The organism is Prescottella sp. D32, assembly GCF_037287305.1.
GTDB lineage: Bacteria > Actinomycetota > Actinomycetes > Mycobacteriales > Mycobacteriaceae > Prescottella > Prescottella equi.
In genome coordinates this window covers 288,649-305,317 of the sequence record NZ_JARBSW010000002.1, presented here as the reverse complement: position 1 = coordinate 305,317, position 16,669 = coordinate 288,649, and the positions used below count along the sequence as shown (strand labels likewise).

Annotated in this window: 17 protein-coding genes and 1 tRNA gene; 13 read left to right on the top strand and 5 right to left on the bottom strand. The window is 68.6% G+C overall.

The genetic code is table 11. The annotated features are described in order from the left end of the window. Positions 1–24 precede the first annotated feature (24 nt). The 8 genes from eno (at position 25) to PSS76_RS10955 (ending at position 6,283) form a co-directional block, all read left to right on the top strand. Positions 25–1,311 (top strand): phosphopyruvate hydratase, encoded by a 1,287-nt coding sequence (gene eno, locus PSS76_RS10990; protein WP_005514682.1) that lies wholly within the window; start codon positions 25–27, stop codon positions 1,309–1,311. Between the two features lie 8 nt (positions 1,312–1,319). Continuing rightward, complete coding sequence (locus PSS76_RS10985) at positions 1,320–2,045, top strand: FtsB family cell division protein (protein ID WP_064079575.1); 726 nt, start codon at positions 1,320–1,322, stop codon at positions 2,043–2,045. Then, complete coding sequence (locus PSS76_RS10980; protein ID WP_005514680.1) at positions 2,042–2,578, top strand: DUF501 domain-containing protein; 537 nt, start codon at positions 2,042–2,044, stop codon at positions 2,576–2,578. Before PSS76_RS10985 ends, PSS76_RS10980 begins: the two co-directional genes overlap by 4 nt. Then, a complete protein-coding gene (locus PSS76_RS10975; RefSeq protein WP_069856121.1) occupies positions 2,575–3,531 on the top strand; it encodes a Ppx/GppA phosphatase family protein in 957 nt (318 codons plus the stop codon). The genes PSS76_RS10980 and PSS76_RS10975 overlap by 4 nt, the downstream gene beginning before the upstream one ends. A gap of 77 nt (positions 3,532–3,608) precedes the next feature. Then, positions 3,609–3,682 (top strand) — tRNA-Leu (locus tag PSS76_RS10970). Between the two features lie 280 nt (positions 3,683–3,962). Then, on the top strand, positions 3,963–4,436 hold the full coding sequence (locus tag PSS76_RS10965; RefSeq protein ID WP_069856120.1) for a DUF4190 domain-containing protein: 474 nt from the start codon (positions 3,963–3,965) through the stop codon (positions 4,434–4,436). A 1,042-nt stretch (positions 4,437–5,478) separates the two neighbouring features. Next, complete coding sequence (locus tag PSS76_RS10960) at positions 5,479–5,919, top strand: ANTAR domain-containing protein (protein ID WP_022594706.1); 441 nt, start codon at positions 5,479–5,481, stop codon at positions 5,917–5,919. Between the two features lie 160 nt (positions 5,920–6,079). Then, positions 6,080–6,283, top strand: coding sequence for a cold-shock protein (locus PSS76_RS10955; RefSeq protein WP_013415272.1), 204 nt, complete (start codon positions 6,080–6,082; stop codon positions 6,281–6,283). An 86-nt stretch (positions 6,284–6,369) separates the two neighbouring features. Here PSS76_RS10955 and PSS76_RS10950 read toward each other — a convergent pair whose 3' ends face one another. Next, positions 6,370–6,708, bottom strand: coding sequence for a GNAT family N-acetyltransferase (locus PSS76_RS10950; RefSeq protein ID WP_005514670.1), 339 nt, complete (start codon positions 6,706–6,708; stop codon positions 6,370–6,372). 55 nt (positions 6,709–6,763) lie between these two features. Continuing rightward, positions 6,764–8,401: an acyl-CoA dehydrogenase family protein gene (locus PSS76_RS10945; protein ID WP_069856119.1), complete on the bottom strand. Its 1,638-nt coding sequence runs from the start codon at positions 8,399–8,401 to the stop codon at positions 6,764–6,766. Positions 8,402–8,545: 144 nt separating this feature from the next. Between PSS76_RS10945 and PSS76_RS10940 the strand changes: the two genes are divergently transcribed. The 4 genes from PSS76_RS10940 to PSS76_RS10925 all read left to right on the top strand — a co-directional run bounded on the left by PSS76_RS10940 (position 8,546) and on the right by PSS76_RS10925 (position 12,723). After that, positions 8,546–9,634 (top strand): LLM class flavin-dependent oxidoreductase, encoded by a 1,089-nt coding sequence (locus tag PSS76_RS10940; protein WP_005514668.1) that lies wholly within the window; start codon positions 8,546–8,548, stop codon positions 9,632–9,634. After that, entirely contained in the window at positions 9,631–10,260 is a 630-nt protein-coding gene (locus PSS76_RS10935; protein ID WP_084844571.1) for an FMN reductase, read from the top strand. Before PSS76_RS10940 ends, PSS76_RS10935 begins: the two co-directional genes overlap by 4 nt. A gap of 48 nt (positions 10,261–10,308) precedes the next feature. Beyond that, the gene (locus tag PSS76_RS10930) at positions 10,309–11,364 is read left to right on the top strand and encodes an alpha/beta fold hydrolase (RefSeq protein ID WP_084844570.1); all 1,056 of its coding nucleotides are present in this window, start codon (positions 10,309–10,311) and stop codon (positions 11,362–11,364) included. Positions 11,365–11,589: 225 nt separating this feature from the next. Beyond that, a complete protein-coding gene (locus PSS76_RS10925) occupies positions 11,590–12,723 on the top strand; it encodes a methyltransferase (RefSeq protein ID WP_064058944.1) in 1,134 nt (377 codons plus the stop codon). A 3-nt stretch (positions 12,724–12,726) separates the two neighbouring features. On the opposite strand, the gene PSS76_RS10920 is transcribed toward PSS76_RS10925, so the two are convergent. Next, a complete protein-coding gene (locus PSS76_RS10920) occupies positions 12,727–13,071 on the bottom strand; it encodes a hypothetical protein (RefSeq protein WP_005514663.1) in 345 nt (114 codons plus the stop codon). 244 nt (positions 13,072–13,315) lie between these two features. Here PSS76_RS10920 and PSS76_RS10915 point away from each other — a divergent pair, with 244 nt between their 5' ends. Beyond that, on the top strand, positions 13,316–14,161 hold the full coding sequence (locus PSS76_RS10915) for a Bax inhibitor-1/YccA family protein (protein ID WP_175271595.1): 846 nt from the start codon (positions 13,316–13,318) through the stop codon (positions 14,159–14,161). A gap of 161 nt (positions 14,162–14,322) precedes the next feature. Here PSS76_RS10915 and PSS76_RS10910 read toward each other — a convergent pair whose 3' ends face one another. Further along, the gene (locus tag PSS76_RS10910) at positions 14,323–15,540 is read right to left on the bottom strand and encodes an acetyl-CoA C-acetyltransferase (RefSeq protein WP_005514661.1); all 1,218 of its coding nucleotides are present in this window, start codon (positions 15,538–15,540) and stop codon (positions 14,323–14,325) included. Positions 15,541–15,578: 38 nt separating this feature from the next. Then, on the bottom strand, positions 15,579–16,556 hold the full coding sequence (locus PSS76_RS10905) for an SGNH/GDSL hydrolase family protein (RefSeq protein WP_081121331.1): 978 nt from the start codon (positions 16,554–16,556) through the stop codon (positions 15,579–15,581). Positions 16,557–16,669 lie beyond the last annotated feature (113 nt).

The following is a 16,669-nucleotide window of genomic DNA, read 5'->3' as shown; positions in this document are numbered from 1 at the left end:
GAAGCCGCCGAAGGAGAACCATTCGTGGCCATCATTGAGCAGGTCGGAGCTCGCGAGATCCTCGATTCCCGTGGCAACCCCACGGTTGAGGTCGAGGTGCTGCTCGAGGACGGTAGCTTCGCCCGGGCCGCCGTTCCCTCCGGCGCGTCCACCGGTGAGCACGAGGCCGTCGAACTGCGTGACGGCGGCGACCGTTACCTGGGCAAGGGTGTCCAGAAGGCCGTCGAATCCGTCCTCGGTGAGATCGCACCGGCCATCATCGGCCTGGATGCCACCGAGCAGCGCACCGTCGACCAGGCTCTGCTGGACGCCGACGGAACCCCCGACAAGTCCCGCCTGGGCGCCAACGCGCTGCTCGGCGCGTCGCTCGCCGTGGCCCGCGCCGGTGCGGAGTCCTCCGGCCTGGAGCTGTTCCGTTACGTCGGTGGCCCGAACGCCCACGTGCTGCCGGTCCCGATGATGAACATCCTCAACGGTGGCGCGCACGCCGACACCGGCGTCGACGTCCAGGAGTTCATGGTCGCGCCGATCGGTGCGCCGACCTTCAAGGAGTCGCTGCGCTGGGGTGCCGAGGTGTACCACTCGCTCAAGTCGGTGCTCAAGGCCAAGGGCCTGTCCACCGGCCTCGGTGACGAGGGTGGCTTCGCTCCCGACGTCGCGGGGACCAAGGAAGCGCTGGACCTGATCAGCGAGGCTGTCGCCAAGACCGGCCTGAAGCTGGGTACCGACATCGCACTCGCACTCGACGTCGCCGCCACCGAGTTCTACACCGACGGCACCGGCTACAAGTTCGAGGGCAAGATCCGTACCGCCGAGGAGATGGGCGCGTTCTACGCCGAGCTGCTGACGCAGTTCCCGCTGGTCTCGATCGAGGATCCGCTGAGCGAGGACGACTGGGCCGGCTGGGTGGCGCTGACCGAGCAGATCGGCAACAAGGTCCAGCTCGTGGGAGACGACCTGTTCGTCACCAACCCGGAGCGCCTCGAGGAGGGCATCGCCAAGGGCGCCGCGAACGCACTCCTGGTGAAGGTCAACCAGATCGGCACGCTCACCGAGACGCTGGATGCCGTCGACCTGGCCCACCGCAGCGGCTACAAGACGATGATGAGCCACCGTTCCGGTGAGACCGAGGACACCACGATCGCCGATCTGGCCGTCGCGGTCGGCAGCGGCCAGATCAAGACCGGTGCCCCCGCCCGCAGCGAACGCGTCGCGAAGTACAACCAGCTGCTCCGCATCGAGGAGAGCCTGGGCGACGCCGCCCGCTACGCCGGCGAGCTGGCGTTCCCGCGCTTCGCCTTCGAGGCGTAAGCACGCCGATGAGTCAGCGCGGTAGGTCGCGGTCGGGTCGTCCCTCCCCGGGAGGACGCCCCGAGCGCCACGGTGCCGGGACCGGGCAGGGCTCTCGTAGGCCCCGCCGCAACCGGGTCGGCACCACTACCGCGACCGGACGTGTCGCCCCCGACGCGTCGAGCCCACTCGATGCGGGCGGCGACGCGGCCGGACCTTCGCACGCCACCGGCTCCCGTGTCCGCTCCAGGCGGGCGGGCGCGGGACGCCGGTCGGCGCAGGCGCAGCCCGAGCGCACCTTCTTCGGTCTGTCGACCGGCCGCGCTGTCATCCTCGGCGTCGTGATCTGCGCTCTCGCGCTCACGCTCGCGATGCCGTTGCGCACGTATCTCACGCAGCGTGCGGAGGCCGATCGGCTCGCCTCCGAGCAGGTGGCGCTCGAACAGCAACTGGACCAGCTGCGCCGCCAGAAGGAACAGATCGAGGATCCCGCGTGGATCGCCACGCAGGGCCGCGAGCGACTCGGCCTGGTCCGCCCCGGTGAGACGCCCTACAAGGTGCAGCTGCCCGGGGACTGGCAGCCGCCGAAGAAGGATGCGCCCCCGCCGCCGCCGTCGACCGGCGCCTGGCACAGCGACCTGTGGCAGCGGCTCACCGAACCCGCGCCCGTCGCCGAGGCCGAAACAGAGACACCGCCGGAGGCCCCCGTGGTGCCGGCACCCGCCCCAGAAGAACCAGGAGTACCCACCGGGTGAGCGAATCGTCCGTCCCCCAGGAAGACCTCGACGCGGTGGAGGCCCAGCTGGGTCGTGTCCCACGGGGCGTCCTCGAGATCGCGTACCGCAGCCCGGACGGCCAGCCCGGCGTCGTGAAGACCGCCCCCCGGCTGCCGGACGGCACGCCCTTCCCGACCCTCTACTACCTGACCGACCCGCGTCTGACCGCAGAGGCCAGCCGGCAGGAGTCGGCCGGCGTGATGCGCGAGATGACCGAGCGCCTGGCCACCGACCCGGAGTTGGCCGCAGCCTACCGTGCCGCACACGAGTCCTACCTCGCGGAACGCAATGAAATCGATTCCCTGGGAACGGACTTCACCGGCGGCGGCATGCCGGACCGGGTGAAGTGTCTGCACGTTCTCATGGCGCATTCGCTCGCGAAGGGGCCGGGGGTCAATCCGCTCGGTGACGAGTCCGTCGCTCTCGCTGCACGCGGAAAGCTGCGCGGCACCGCGATTCCCGCCGACTGGCCCGAGTACCAGGGCCCGGAAGTTTCCGGAGACGCCGAGTGACCCGGGTCGCGGCGATCGACTGCGGCACCAACTCGATTCGTCTGCTGGTCGCCGACGCCGGCGAGGACGGCCGTCTCACCGACGTCACTCGTCTGATGCGGATCGTGCGCCTCGGACAGGGCGTCGACGCCACGGGAGCGTTCGCGCCCGAAGCCATCGAGCGCACGCGCGTGGCGCTCGGTGAGTACGCCGAGATCATCCGTGACACCGGCGCCACCGCGGTGCGTATGGTCGCGACGTCCGCCACGCGGGACGCGTCGAATCGCGACGACTTCTTCGCCATGACGCGCGAGGTGCTCGGAGCGGTGATTCCCGGCGCCGAGGCGGAGGTCATCACCGGCGACGAGGAGGCGCGTCTGTCGTTCGCCGGCGCCGTCGGCGAGCTCGACGCGTCGGAGGGTCCGTTCGTGGTCGTGGACCTCGGTGGCGGTTCCACCGAGGTGGTGCTCGGCGACGACGCCGGAGTCCACGCCGCGTACTCCACCGACGTCGGGTGCGTGCGCGTCACCGAACGGTGCCTGCACGACGATCCGCCCACCACCGATCAGATCCACGCCGCCCGCGCGTTCGCGGCCGAGCGCCTCGCTCAGGCCTTCGAACGCGTGCCGGTGGAGCAGGCTCGCACCTGGGTCGGCGTCGCCGGCACCATGACGACCTTGTCGGCCGTCGCGCAGGACCTGCCCGAGTACGATGCCGAGCGGGTGCACCTCTCGCGGCTGAGCGTCGGGCAGCTGCACGACGTCGCGAACCGCCTGGTGTCCATGACGCACGACGAGCGGGCCGCGCTCGGGCCGATGCACCCCGGGCGGGTCGACGTGATCGGTGGCGGCGCCATCGTCACCACCGTGCTCGCCGACGAACTCGCGAGGCGTGCAGGCATCGACGAACTGGTCGTCAGCGAACACGACATTCTGGACGGAATTGCAATGTCAGTCCTACTGGGTGGGTCGTGAATTAGCTCACTGTTTGTGCCGCTTACACTGTTCCTTGGTTTCCACTGTCGTGGCCACCGGAGTCGGGCCGGTGGTGGGCCCCCATAGCCCAATTGGCAGAGGCAGCGGACTTAAAATCCGCCGAGTGTGGGTTCGAGTCCCACTGGGGGCACGCCCGTCCCGCCGTCTGACGGCACATGGCATCGGGGATCCCGTCCACCGCGCTTCCGGTGGACGGGACCTTCCGCCATTTCGTCGCCTTCGCTCATGAATATCGGCAGTTCCGATTCGGTTCGTGTCGGTGGTGCGGTATACCTTGTGCTCTACAACCGGGCTGGTCGGTTTTCTTGGGGGATCACGGGTGGGGATCTGTAGTTCCATCGCTCGCACCTGCCCATTTCCGCCTCCAGCTGCGGTGGGGACTGAATTGATTTGTGAGCGAGGGGGATTCAATGACAGGGCAATTTCCGCAGTACCCCGGTGGGGGTGCACCTCAGGGCGCGCAGCCGGCCTACGGCCAGATGCCGCAGCAGCCGATGCCGCAGGGCTACGGCCAGATCTCGGGTAACCCCGAGCGCAACGGGTTGGGCCTGGCGGCGCTGATCCTCGGCATCGTGGGCCTGCTGTTCTGTCTGGTGCCGTTGACGGGTTTCATCGGGCTGATCCTCGGCGTAATCGGCCTCGCCCTGGGTTTGGCGGGCCTCAGTCGGGTGCGGAAGGCGCAGGCGAGCAACAAGGGTGTCACGATCTCGGGCATCGTGCTCAGCGCGCTCGCGGTGGTCGGTGGTATCGCGGGCATCGTCATCGTCTTCACTGCGGTGGATCAGCTGGGTGACGACCTGAACCAGATTTCCAACGACTGGGACAGCTATTCGGAGTGCATCAGCAATGCCGATACCCCTGAAGAGATGAACGCCTGCAACTGAGACGCCCGCAGGAGGGGGTAGGTGGCGCGCACGCGGCGTCTACCCCCTCACCTGCAGTGCCAGTGCCCGTAAGCGTTCGGGTTCTGCCATCGCCGGCACGGTGCGGTGCGGTCCGGGCTCGACTGGGCGGCCGCAACCGTGGGGAGATCGCGCGGGACGATCGGGGCGGCGGTCGAAGCTGCGGCCGGCGGAATCGCCAGTCCGGTCGCTGCGACAGTGGCTACGACGAGAACCCTTGCGAGCGTGAGGAATGTGGACGGGGAAGGTGGCACGCGCACCTGAGTCATCGGTCGATCCTTTCGGCGGGACCGCAGCGCTCCCCGTGCTGCGATCGAAGCGTCGATGGCGTCCTCGTCGCAGCCCATTGCGGCGCACTCACCATGCTATCGATCCGCGCGAGAGCGGAGAAGGGCCTCGCGCAGCAAGTTCAGATCGCGACCGCGGCAACGCCGACCGCAAGCGCCGACAGTCCGCCGACGGCGATGCCCTCGGTCGGTACTCCGGTGACGGCGAGGTCCACCATCGCGGGCAGCAGGCCGGCAGAAGCCGTCAGGGTCGGTTTGCCCGGCCTGTGACGCCTGGGGGCGGACTCGTCGGATTGCGCCCAGCACGGGGCGTACCCGCGACGGCGTGAGGGGAGGTGATTCCACGGGATCGAGACCGATGCCACATCCCGCATGCGTGTCGGTGCGAACGTGTGGTCGGTTGGGGGTCGGGGGCGAATCACTCTGAAGTCGTGGAGGATTCGATGGTTGACGCGGCGCTCACGCGACGTGTCGTCGTGAGTCTCCGGCTGAAGAGGTGTCCTTCCGTGTCGGGATCGCGTAGACTGTCCTGGTCAGGTACGCCGTCTTGTCGGTGTGTCAGCTCGGACACCGCTCTTGAGCCGCCGCAGCGACGCAGCCCTGACTCCTCACGAACTCACCGGTCGAGTGCTCGCGAGTCGAGCCGAACTTCGACCGAACGATCTTATTCACAGGCGTGAAGGCGCCGATATGTGTTGTCGCAGAGATGGTCTCGTGACGACCACGAAGGAAGTTCCATGCACCACAATTTCATCCCGTCGTCGGATGTCGACAGTTCGACGCCAGTCGGATTGCGGCACAACCGATCCGCTGCTGTCCGTGCCCGCGCGCTGGAGATAGTGGGAATCCTCTATCGATGTGACGCCGACGAGTCTGCGGACCAGCTGCTGCGGCATTCGCAGGCGAACAACCTCAAGCTCGCCGCGCTCGCGGAATCGCTTGTCGCTGTTGTTGACGGCCCCTCGGACGGCTCGGCGGCCGACGCGCAGACGACCCTCGCGGCGCACTTCTGGCTGCGGGAGATTCGTCGGCTCGGTCACGTGCACCGTCGAACCGACCGAAGCGCGCGCCACATCGCTACAACGGCACGCTGTGTCGGCGGTGCGCGAAGCGCAGCGGGAAAAGCCGTTGCCCAGCAAAGTGATCGGAAACGCGTCGACTTCGCGGCCCGAGTGTGATTCACTGAAAGTGGTCATAGTGATTTGTGCCCGCTCGTTGCGCGCACAATTCCCTAAGTTGTGGGGGATGGATCTCCTCTTCGGGTATCGCTTTCAGCAGTACCGGCCCGGGTCGCTCGAACATCGGCGATTCGTGATCGGCAAGCAAGAGGAGCAAGAAATGGCAAACGGCACCGTCAAGTGGTTCAACGCTGAAAAGGGCTTCGGCTTCATCGCTCCCGAGGACGGCAGCGCCGACGTGTTCGCGCACTACTCGGAGATCCAGGGCGGCGGCTTCCGCAGCCTGGACGAGAACCAGCGCGTTTCCTACGATCTGGGCCAGGGCGCCAAGGGCCCCCAGGCCACGAACATCACCGCGATCTGATCGCGTGTCGCCCGTACCGGGCGATGTGAGAACGACAGGCCCCACTTCCGACCGGAAGTGGGGCCTGTCGTGTCGGGGGACGCGGGTCAGCGCTGGGAATCGATGACGGCTTGCTGTGCGGCCGGCGTGACGGCGTCCACGAACCCCTTGAAGTCGTCGTGCTTGTCGAGGAAACCCGCAACGAACGGGCAGATCGGCACGATTCGCTTACCGTGCGCGACGGTGTCGTCGAGCGCGGCACGGATCAGCGTTCCGGCGAGACCGCGCCCGGCGAAACGTTCTCCGATCTCCGTGTGGAAGAAGATGCGCTGGTCACCGCTGTCGACGAACTGGGTGAACCCGGCGGTCGCGTCACCCACTCGAATCTCGTAGCGGCGGCGGTCGTGATCCGGGGTCACTTCGGGCTGGGCGTCGAGGTCACTCATGACTCCACTATGACGCTGCGGGCGCGCTGGTGCGAGTGTTCCGGGTTCGGGCCGCTCACGAACCCACCTTGGGCGTCGCGCGATCGATGATCGACGCCAGGTCGAGGCCGGTCGGCAGCGTTCCGAACACGGTGCCCCACTCGCCGGACAGTCGGCTCGCGCAGAAGGCGTCGGCGACCGCCGGATGCCCGTACCGGACCAGCAACGCGCCCTGCAGCGCGAGGGCCATCTCGCCCACCACACTTCGAGCGCGATGCTCGAGGCTGGCGACGTCGGTGAACGCGCCCTTCAACTTCTCGACCGCCGTGTCGAGTCGCTGGTCGCCTCCCGCACTGGCGTCGAGTTCGTCGAAGAACGCCTCGACCGACTCGGGCTGACGGGCCATCGCGCGCAGGACGTCGAGCGCCGCGACGTTGCCGGAGCCCTCCCACACCGACAGCAGCGGTGCCTCCCGGTACAACCGCGGCATCCGCGATTCCTCGACGTAACCGTTGCCGCCCAGGCACTCCAGTGCCTCCGCGGCATGCGCCGGCCCGCGCTTGCACACGTAGTACTTGCTCACCGCGAGCGCGACGCGGCGCAGGATCGACGCCTGCGGATCGCCGTTGTCGGCGTGGTCGGTGAGAGCGGCGAGCCACATCGCGACGGTGGTCGACGCCTCCGATTCGACGGCGAGGTCCGCGAGCACGTTCCGCATGAGCGGCTGGTCGATCAGATGGGCACCGAACGCGCTGCGGTGAGCTGCGTGGTGGGCGGCCTGCGCGACACCCAGGCGCATGCCCGTGGCGGTGCCGATCGTGCAGTCGAGACGCGTCATGTTGACCATCTCGATGATGGTCCGGACTCCGCGGCCCTCGTCGCCCACGCGCCAGGCGACGGCGTCGTCGTACTCCACCTCGCTGCTCGCGTTGGAGTGGTTACCGAGCTTGTCCTTGAGGCGCTGCAGGAACATCGCGTTCCGTGAGCCGTCGGGCAGTATCCGCGGGAGCAGGAAGCACGTGAGTCCGCCGGGCGCCTGTGCGAGGACCAGGAAGATGTCCGACATCGGCGCCGACGTGAACCATTTGTGCCCGGTGACCAGGTACGAACCGCCCGGTTGCGGGACCGCGCGGGTGGTGCCGGCCCGGACGTCGGAGCCGCCCTGCTTCTCGGTCATCGACATTCCGGCGATCAGCCCCGGCTTGGTGAGCGGGGCGCGCAACTCGGGGTCGTACACCTTGGCGGTGAGCAGCGGTTCGTACTGCAGCGCCAGTTCCGGATCGTGTCGCAGTGCCGGGACCACGGCATAGGTCATGGAGATCGGGCATCCGTGTCCGGCGTCGACCTGCCCCCACACGGCGTTCTTGGCGGCGCGGATCAGGTGAGCCTGCGGACGGGGATCCGCCCACGGGGCGCCGTGCAGGCCCAGCTCCACCGCGGTGTCCATCAATTGGTGGTAGGCGGGGTCGTACTCGACTTCGTCGATCCGGTTGCCGTAGCGGTCGTGGGTCCGCAGAACCGGGGGGTGGGCCTCGGCCAGATCGCCGAGCGCCTGCGCCTCGGCGCCGCCCGCGAGACGCCCGACGCGATGGATCTCGTCGAGTGCGTGATGTGCGCCCTCGCGCTGCAGGGCCTCCAGGATCGGCGGATAGTCGGCGGCGTCGTAGTCGATCAGCGGCGGAACCTGGTTGGTGACCTCGTGCGTGACCCTCATACGACCCCCTGCGGTGGTGGTGGCGATCCTCGAGTGCAGTCAATGACGCTTCGGCGGGAACGTCAAGGACATGCGCGGAATATGCGGCGTGGCGCTCGGGTTGGTGGCATATAGTTGAAAGTTGAAATACCTGGGAGGTAGGGCATGCAGTTCGGAATCTTCACCGTCGGTGACGTGACCGCGGACCCCACGACCGGTCGGACGCCGACCGAGGCCGAGCGGATCAAGGCGATGGTCGCCCTCGCGCAGAAGGCCGAGGAGGTCGGCCTCGACGTGTTCGCCACCGGTGAGCACCACAATCCACCGTTCGTGCCGTCGTCGCCGACGACGATGCTCGGCTACATCGCGGCGCGCACCGAGCGCATCACGCTCTCGACGTCCACCACGCTCATCACCACGAACGATCCGGTGAAGATCGCCGAGGACTTCGCGATGCTCCAGCACCTGGCCGACGGCCGGGTCGACCTCATGCTCGGTCGTGGCAACACCGGGCCGGTGTATCCGTGGTTCGGTAAGGACATCCGCGAGGGCATCCCGCTCGCGATCGAGAACTACGCGCTGCTGCACAAGCTGTGGCGCGAGGACGTCGTGAACTGGCAGGGGCGCTTCCGGACTCCGCTGCAGGGCTTCACGTCGACGCCACGTCCACTCGACGACGTCCCGCCGTTCGTGTGGCACGGGTCGATCCGCAGCCCCGAGATCGCCGAGCAGGCCGCGTACTACGGCGACGGCTTCTTCGCGAACAACATCTTCTGGCCCAAGGAGCACTTCATCCAGCTGATCAACCTCTACCGGCGGCGCTACGAGCACTACGGTCACGGATCCGCCGACCAGGCGATCGTCGGGCTCGGCGGCCAGGTGTTCATGCGGAAGAACTCGCAGGCCGCCGTCCGGGAGTTCCGCCCCTACTTCGACAACGCGCCGGTCTACGGCCACGGCCCGTCGCTCGAGGAGTTCACCGAACAGACCCCGCTCACCGTGGGCAGCCCGCAGGAGGTCATCGACAAGACCCTCACCTTCCGGGAGAGCTTCGGCGACTACCAGCGTCAGCTGTTCCTCGTGGATCACGCCGGGCTGCCCCTGAAGACCGTCCTCGAGCAGCTCGACCTGCTCGGTGAGGAAGTCGTGCCGGTGCTCCGTCGCGAGATGGATGCGATGCGCCCCGCGCACGTGCCCGACGCACCCACCCACGCGAGCCTGCTGGCCGGCAGGAAGGCGGAGGTGCTGTCGTGACCGAGACGAAAACACGCGCTCTGACGGTGATCTCGGCGGGCCTGACGCAGCCGTCGTCGAGCCGGCTGCTCGCCGACCGGCTCACCGCCGCCACCGTGGACGCGCTCACCGGCCGCGGCGTCGACGCCGACGTCGAGGTCGTCGAGCTGCGCGACCACGCACACGCGCTCGTCGACAATCTGCTCACCGGATTTCCCGGTGGCGCCCTGCGATCGGTCGTCGATCGGGTCGCGGCGTCCGACGGCCTCATCGCCGTCACACCGATCTTCAACGCGTCCTACAGCGGCCTGTACAAGTCGTTCTTCGACGTTCTCGAGCAGAGGACGCTCGACGGCATGCCGACGTTGATCGGTGCGACCGGCGGCACCGCGCGGCACTCGCTCGCGCTCGAGCACGCGATCCGGCCGATGTTCGCGTACCTGCGCGCGGGCGTCGTCCCCACGGCGGTCTACGCGGCCTCGGAGGACTGGGCGGGCTCGGGTGACCAGGCCCTCGCGGGGCGGATTGCACGAGCGGGTGACGAGCTTGCGACAGCGATGGCATCGCGTGAGCGGACCGCGCCGGCAGCTCCCTTCGCCGACGCGGTGCCGTTCGAGGAGTTGCTGGCGCGGCAGCGCGCTAACTGACTCACCGGTAAGATGCCCGCAACAAGGTCGACAGGGCAGGGGAGAGTCGTGCGGGAATCGGGTTGGGGATCGCGGCTGAACACGTCGCTGCGCAATGCGTGGGGGCTGACGTTCGGAGGTGGCGTCGCGCCGGTGGAGCGGACGCCGTCCGTGCTGGTGCATCGCGAACCCCACCGCGACCTGCACCGCTACGGGGTGCGCAGCGTCGGGGCGCCCGTCCTGTTGGTGCCGCCGCTGGCGGTACCGATGCACTGCTACGACCTGCGCCCCGGCCAGTCCCTCGTCGCGCACCTGGCGCAGACCGGCCGTACGCCGTACGTCGTCGACTACGGAACCATCGGCTATGCCGACCGGAATCTCGGCTTCGAGGACTGGATCGACGACATCGTCCCGGCCGCGCTGCGGCGCGTGAGTGCCCTGCACGACGGCGCGCCCGTCGATGTCGTCGGCTGGAGCCTCGGCGGGACCATCTCGTTGCTGACTGCGTCGGCGCACCCGGAGCTTCCCATCGCCTCGGTCACCGCCCTGGGCACGCCGATCGACTACTCCAGGATTCCGACCATGGCGGTGGCGCAGGCCGTGGGCCGCATCACTGGGCATCGCCCGGTGACCGAGCTGACGCGCCTGATGGGCGGGCTCCCGGCGCCGCTGGTCCAGATCGCCTACCGGGCCACCGCTCCGCAACGGGAGCTGCTCAAACCGTGGTTCGTCGCGAACAATCTGCACGACACCGAGACCCTCGCCCGGATGGAGGCCATCGACCGGTTCATGGCCGAGATGCCCGGCTATCCGGCGCGGCTGTTCTACCAGACGGCCGAGGAGCTGGTGCTCGGAAACAGTTTGCGCGACGGCCGGATCACCGTGGGCGGCAAGACGATCAAGCTCTCCGAACTCGCCGTCCCGGTGCTCGCGGTCGGCGGCACGGGCGACGTCATCGCGACGGCCGATTCGGTCGCCGCGATCGTCGACGTGCTGACCGGCTCGCCGTCGGTGCGGTTCGAGACCGCGCCGGGCAGCCACCTGGGCCTGCTGGCCGGGCCCGGTGCGAAAGAGACCACGTGGCGGCACATCGACGCATTCCTAGCCGAGCGCGTCGACGCCTGAGGGTCGTGATCGCACCCGGCGCGATCGCATTGCGGGTTTACTGCCGCCCACGTGGTCGCACAGGACGTCGAGACCGCCGAACTCCGCGACCGCCCGGTCGAGTCTCGTCACCAGTGGCCGATGTCCACTCCTGTGTGCGTCGGGCCGATTGCCGCAGATTCAGGTCGGGAACGGGCGCTCAGGCCGACTGCGCCGCGCACCGGCCGGTCGCGCACACTGGACGTCATGCTCTCCGTCGATGACCTGTTCGCCGGCCTCACACGTTTCCCGGACGTCGAGGCACCCAACCTGTTCGCCGTCGACGCGGCCGACCGGCTGATCCTCGACGAGGCCGCGGACGCACTGTCGGCCGCCCCGGAGGCGTCGGTGGTCGTGGTCGGCGACCACTACGGTGCGCTCACGCTTGCTGCAGCCGTCCGATTCGGTGCGAACGGTATTCGTGTGCACCAGGATCCGCTCACCGGTGAACGCGCGCTCGCGAACAATGCGGAACGGTTCGGGCTCGCGGGCCGGTATCGGTCCTGCGCGCTGGGGGAGGACCTGCTGACCGGCGCGCGTGTCGTGCTGCTGCAGCTGCCGCGCAGCCTGGACGAGCTCGACGAGGTCGCCGACGCGGTCGCGCGGTACGCAGACCCCGAAGTCGTCGTGTTCGCGGGCGGCCGCAACAAGCACATCACCCCGGCGATGAACGACGTACTGCGCCGCTCCTTCGGTGGCGTGCGCGCAACGCTCGGTCGGCAGAAGTCCCGCGTGCTGATCGCCGACACGCCGCGCACGAGTACCGAGCCCCCGCGATTCCCGGTTGTCGAGCACGTCGACGAACTCGGATCGGACGTCGCCGCGCACGGCGCGGTGTTCGCCGGTCCGAAGCTCGACATCGGCACCCGATTCCTGCTGGAATTCCTGCCCCGCATGCGGGAGGCCGGCACCGCCGTCGATCTCGGGTGCGGGACGGGCATTCTCGCGGTGAGTCTCGCGAAGGCGCAGCCGTCGGCGGAGGTGATCGCGAGCGACCAGTCGGCCGCGGCCGTCGCGTCCGCGGCCGCCACCGCCCGCGCGAACGGGGTGGCGGCGCGGGTGCGCGTGATCCGCGACGACGCGCTGTCCTCGCTGCCCGAATCGAGCGTCGACCTGATCCTGTGCAATCCGCCGTTCCATGTCGGGGCGGCGGTGCACACCGGCAGTGCAGGCAAGATGTTCGACGCCGCGGGCCGGGTTCTGCGACCCGGGGGCGAACTGTGGACCGTCTACAACTCGCACCTCGGGTACAAGCGCGCCCTCGAGCGCGCAGTGGGCCGCACCGAGGAGGTCGGCCGCAACCCGAAGTTCACCGTCACGCGGTCGGTGCGAGCGGTGTAGCCGCTATTCGACGGGTCCGCCGCCCGCCGCGTCGCCGTCGACCTGCCCGCGGTGGAGGCCGACGTCCTCGACGATCACCCCGTCGATGATCTCGGCTCCCTGGAGTTCGTCGGGGTCCTCGGACTCGTCCTCTCCACCGGACGGCGGGACGTCCGGCTCCTCCTCAGCGAGTCGCTGATCGAGACTCTCGCCCTGTTCGGCCTCCCGCAGGGTGGTGCCGAACCGGTCCGCCTCGCTCCAGTGGTCCGGCGGATCGACCACGTCGTCGCCGTCCTCGTTGCGGACCTCGTCGGAGTCGAGGCTCTCGCTGACGTCCAGAGTGTCGTCTGGTCCTTCTTCGATGCCCATGACTTCATTCTGTTCCGGATCGCCGATTCGCGCTGGATTGTGGCCGACGGCGATACGGTTGCATGGGGCGCTCGGATGGCATCCACTTGCGGGCGCCCGGTAAAGTCCGAATTGTCCAAGTCATCTTCGTGGTGTGGGAACTTTCCCTGCCGGGCGGTGCGTTCTACGGACAACGACGCCGGTCCACCCGGCCGAGCTCGGGCCCCACAAGCCCGACAGACGACCACGAGAAGGGATGTTCACGGTGCGCACCACCAGCAACCCGGTGTTCAAGAACCTGCCCAAGCAGGAGGGCACGGGATACGCCACGTTCGGATCCGCGCAGGCCGGCGGCGCGCAGGTCGCGCAGGAGTACGGCCAGCAGTACGGCGCTCCCGAGCAGTTCCAGCAGACCACACAGCGGGCGATGACGATCGACGACGTCGTCACCAAGACCGCGATCACGCTCGGTGTGCTGACGATCTCCGCGATCGTCTCGTACTTCCTGGTCGACGGAAACACGAATCTCGCGGCACCGTTCGTCATCGGCGGCGGTCTCATCGGCTTCGTGCTGGTGATGGTCGCGTCGTTCGGCCGCAAGATGGACAACCCGGCGATCGTGCTCGCCTACGCCGCGTGTGAGGGCGTGTTCCTCGGCGCGCTGTCCTTCATGTTCACGAATGTCGAATTCGGTGGGGTCGGCGGCTCGATGCTGATCGGCCAGGCCGTCCTCGGCACGTTCGGCGTTTTCTTCGGCATGCTGGTCGTCTACAAGACCGGTGCCATTCGCGTCACCCCGCGGCTGACCCGCATGATCATCGGCGGCCTCATCGGCGTCATGGTCCTCATGATCGGCAACCTGATCGCCAGCTTCTTCACCGACGGCGGTTTCGGCCTCCGTGACGGCGGCACCGTCGCGATCGTCTTCAGCCTGGTGTGCATCGCCCTGGCCGCATTCAGCTTCCTGCTCGACTTCGACGCTGCGGACGAGCTGATCCGCGCTCAGGCGCCGGAGAAGGCCGCGTGGGGCGTCGCGCTCGGCCTCACCGTCACCCTGGTGTGGCTGTACGTCGAGATCCTGCGCCTGCTGAGCTACTTCAACAACGACTAGTCTCACCGCGCCGGACACGAACGGGCGGTCGTCGCGAGAGCGGCGGCCGCCCGTTCTGCGTCTCGGTCACAGTCTCCGTCACAGAACACGAAACGGGCGGTTACTGCGGCAACGGCCGGAAGCCGTACGCAGTAACCGCCCGTTCGCGGCTCAGCCGAGAATCAGCTCAGGCGCTCGAGCACCATCGCCATGCCCTGGCCGCCGCCGACGCACATGGTCTCGACGCCGAACTGCTTGTCCTGCGTCTGCAGGTTGTTGATCAGCGTCGCGGTGATGCGGGCGCCGGTCATGCCGAACGGGTGGCCGACGGCAATGGAGCCACCGGAGACGTTCAGCTTGTCCTCGTCGATGTTCAGCGCGCGGGCCGAGCCCAGCACCTGCACCGCGAAGGCCTCGTTGATCTCGAACAGGTCGATGTCGCTGATCGACTTGCCGGCGAGCGCGAGGGCCTTCTTGGTCGCCTCGATCGGGCCCAGGCCCATGATCTCGGGGGACAGGCCGGAGACGCCGGTGGAGACGACGCGCGCGAGCGGGGTCAGGCCCAGCTCCTTGGCCTTGGTGTCGCTCATGATGACCAGCGCGGCAGCACCGTCGTTCAGCGGGCAGCAGTTGCCGGCGTTGATGGTGCCGTCGGGACGGAAGACCGGCTTCAGCTGGCTGACGGCCTCGTAGGTGACGCCGGCGCGCGGGCCGTCGTCGGTGCTGACGACGGTGCCGTCGGCCAGCGTGACCGGGGTGATCTCGCGCTCGAAGAAGCCGGACTTGATGGCCTCCTCGGCGCGGTTCTGCGAACGGACGCCCCAGTGGTCCTGGTCCTCGCGGCTGATGCCGGTCAGCTGCGCGACGTTCTCGGCGGTCTGGCCCATCGCGATGTAGGCGTCGGGGACGATGCCGTTCTCGCGCGGATCGCTCCACTGCACGCCACCCTGCGCGGCGACGGCGGTGCGCTCCATGGCCTCGGCGAAGAACGGGTTCTTCGTGTCGGGCAGCGAGTCCGAGTTGCCGGCCGCGAAGCTCGACACCGACTCGACACCGGCGGAGATGAACACGTCACCCTCGCCGGCCTTGATCGCGTGCAGCGCCATACGGGTGGTCTGCAGCGACGACGAGCAGTAGCGGGTGATCGTGGTGCCGGGCAGGGTGTCGTACCCGAGCTTGATGGCGACGATGCGGCCCATGTTGAAGCCGGCCTTGCCGCCGGGCAGACCGCAGCCCAGCATCAGGTCGTCGATGTCGGCGGGATCGAGCTCGGGGACCTTGGCGATCGCGGCGGCAACCATCTGAGCTGCCAGATCGTCCGGGCGCATGCTGGCCAGCGAGCCCTTGACGGCGCGGCCGATGGGCGAGCGGGCAACGGAGACAATGACTGCCTCGGGCATGGAAACTCCTTCGTACGTTGGTCTCTTCGCCCTTGAACTTACGTTGCCCGCGCGGCATCACCACCTTGCCGTCTCCCGAACGGGCCCCACAGCCGCTCCCACAGCACGTTCGCGGGGGGTGTCGCCGTCGTAACCTGGGGGAACCGGTCGATTTCGGGAGCGCGTCCGGGCCCGCCGCGTGACGAAGGCCCGTCCCACTCAGCGAGAGCCCGCATCAGGGCCGGAGCCAGGCGATCCGCGGCCAGGCGATAGCCCGCGGCGGACGGGTGGTAGCGGTCGTCGGACAGCATCGTCGCAGGGTCCTCCAGGAAGCGCGCCGCGAGTAGACGGCCGAGGGGGACGGGGTGCCCGCCGGCTGCCCGCGTGGCCGCCGCCTGCAGTCTCGCCAGCTGCATGCCCCAGCTGTGGGCGAGCACCCGCAGGGGCTGCGGGATCGCGGTGATCACCCCCAGGTCGGGGCACGTACCGACGACCACGACGACACCGGCGTCACGCAGGCGGGACACCACGCGGCCCAGCCGACGGGCGGACCCGGGCAACGACATCCCGGTCGTGACGTCGTTGGCGCCGATCATGATCACTGCCGCGTCGGGCGCGGGCCCCGCGACGAACATCGCGTCGACCTGGCCGACCAGCCCGCGCGACGTGGCACCCGAGATCGCCTTGGTGCTCAGTCGAACCCGCGCTCCCGTGCGCTCGGCGAGATCACGGGCCAGCAGGACGCCGGGAACTTCTGCGGCGACGTCGCAGCCGAGTCCAGCCGCGGTCGAGTCGCCGAAGACCATCAGGTGCAGGTCGACGTCGGAGCCGTGACGCCAGCGTTCCGGCTGCGCGGACCCCGGCGTGTAGATTCCGTCCGCCTGCGGGGGCCACCGGCGGGTGGGGACGATCTGTCCTCGCGCGAGCCCTGCCTGCCACACCAGGTACGTGTACGCCGCCCACGACGCCGTACCCGCGCCGGAGCCCGCGAGCAGGGCAGCCGTCCCCGCTCTCGCCGCCGTCCGCCACCGATCCATCGGACTCACCCTCCGCGAGTGTGTCGGACCTTTGAATCTAGTCGTCTCGCGCCTCGGTGGAGCGGTGTCCGGGAACCTGTCGGCGCAGGTAATGCCCCCTTCACGAGACGTGT

Bases quoted from the DNA above. Each gene is read 5' to 3' on its own strand.
- PSS76_RS10985 (WP_064079575.1), top strand. From the start codon at position 1,320: ATGAGTCAGCGCGGTAGGTCGCGGTCGGGTCGTCCCTCCCCGGGAGGA.
- PSS76_RS10965 (WP_069856120.1), top strand. From the start codon at position 3,963: ATGACAGGGCAATTTCCGCAGTACCCCGGTGGGGGTGCACCTCAGGGC.
- PSS76_RS10960 (WP_022594706.1), top strand. From the start codon at position 5,479: ATGCACCACAATTTCATCCCGTCGTCGGATGTCGACAGTTCGACGCCA.
- PSS76_RS10955 (WP_013415272.1), top strand. From the start codon at position 6,080: ATGGCAAACGGCACCGTCAAGTGGTTCAACGCTGAAAAGGGCTTCGGC.
- PSS76_RS10950 (WP_005514670.1), bottom strand. From the start codon at position 6,708: ATGAGTGACCTCGACGCCCAGCCCGAAGTGACCCCGGATCACGACCGC.
- PSS76_RS10945 (WP_069856119.1), bottom strand. From the start codon at position 8,401: ATGAGGGTCACGCACGAGGTCACCAACCAGGTTCCGCCGCTGATCGAC.
- PSS76_RS10940 (WP_005514668.1), top strand. From the start codon at position 8,546: ATGCAGTTCGGAATCTTCACCGTCGGTGACGTGACCGCGGACCCCACG.
- PSS76_RS10925 (WP_064058944.1), top strand. From the start codon at position 11,590: ATGCTCTCCGTCGATGACCTGTTCGCCGGCCTCACACGTTTCCCGGAC.
- PSS76_RS10920 (WP_005514663.1), bottom strand. From the start codon at position 13,071: ATGGGCATCGAAGAAGGACCAGACGACACTCTGGACGTCAGCGAGAGC.
- PSS76_RS10910 (WP_005514661.1), bottom strand. From the start codon at position 15,540: ATGCCCGAGGCAGTCATTGTCTCCGTTGCCCGCTCGCCCATCGGCCGC.
- PSS76_RS10905 (WP_081121331.1), bottom strand. From the start codon at position 16,556: ATGGATCGGTGGCGGACGGCGGCGAGAGCGGGGACGGCTGCCCTGCTC.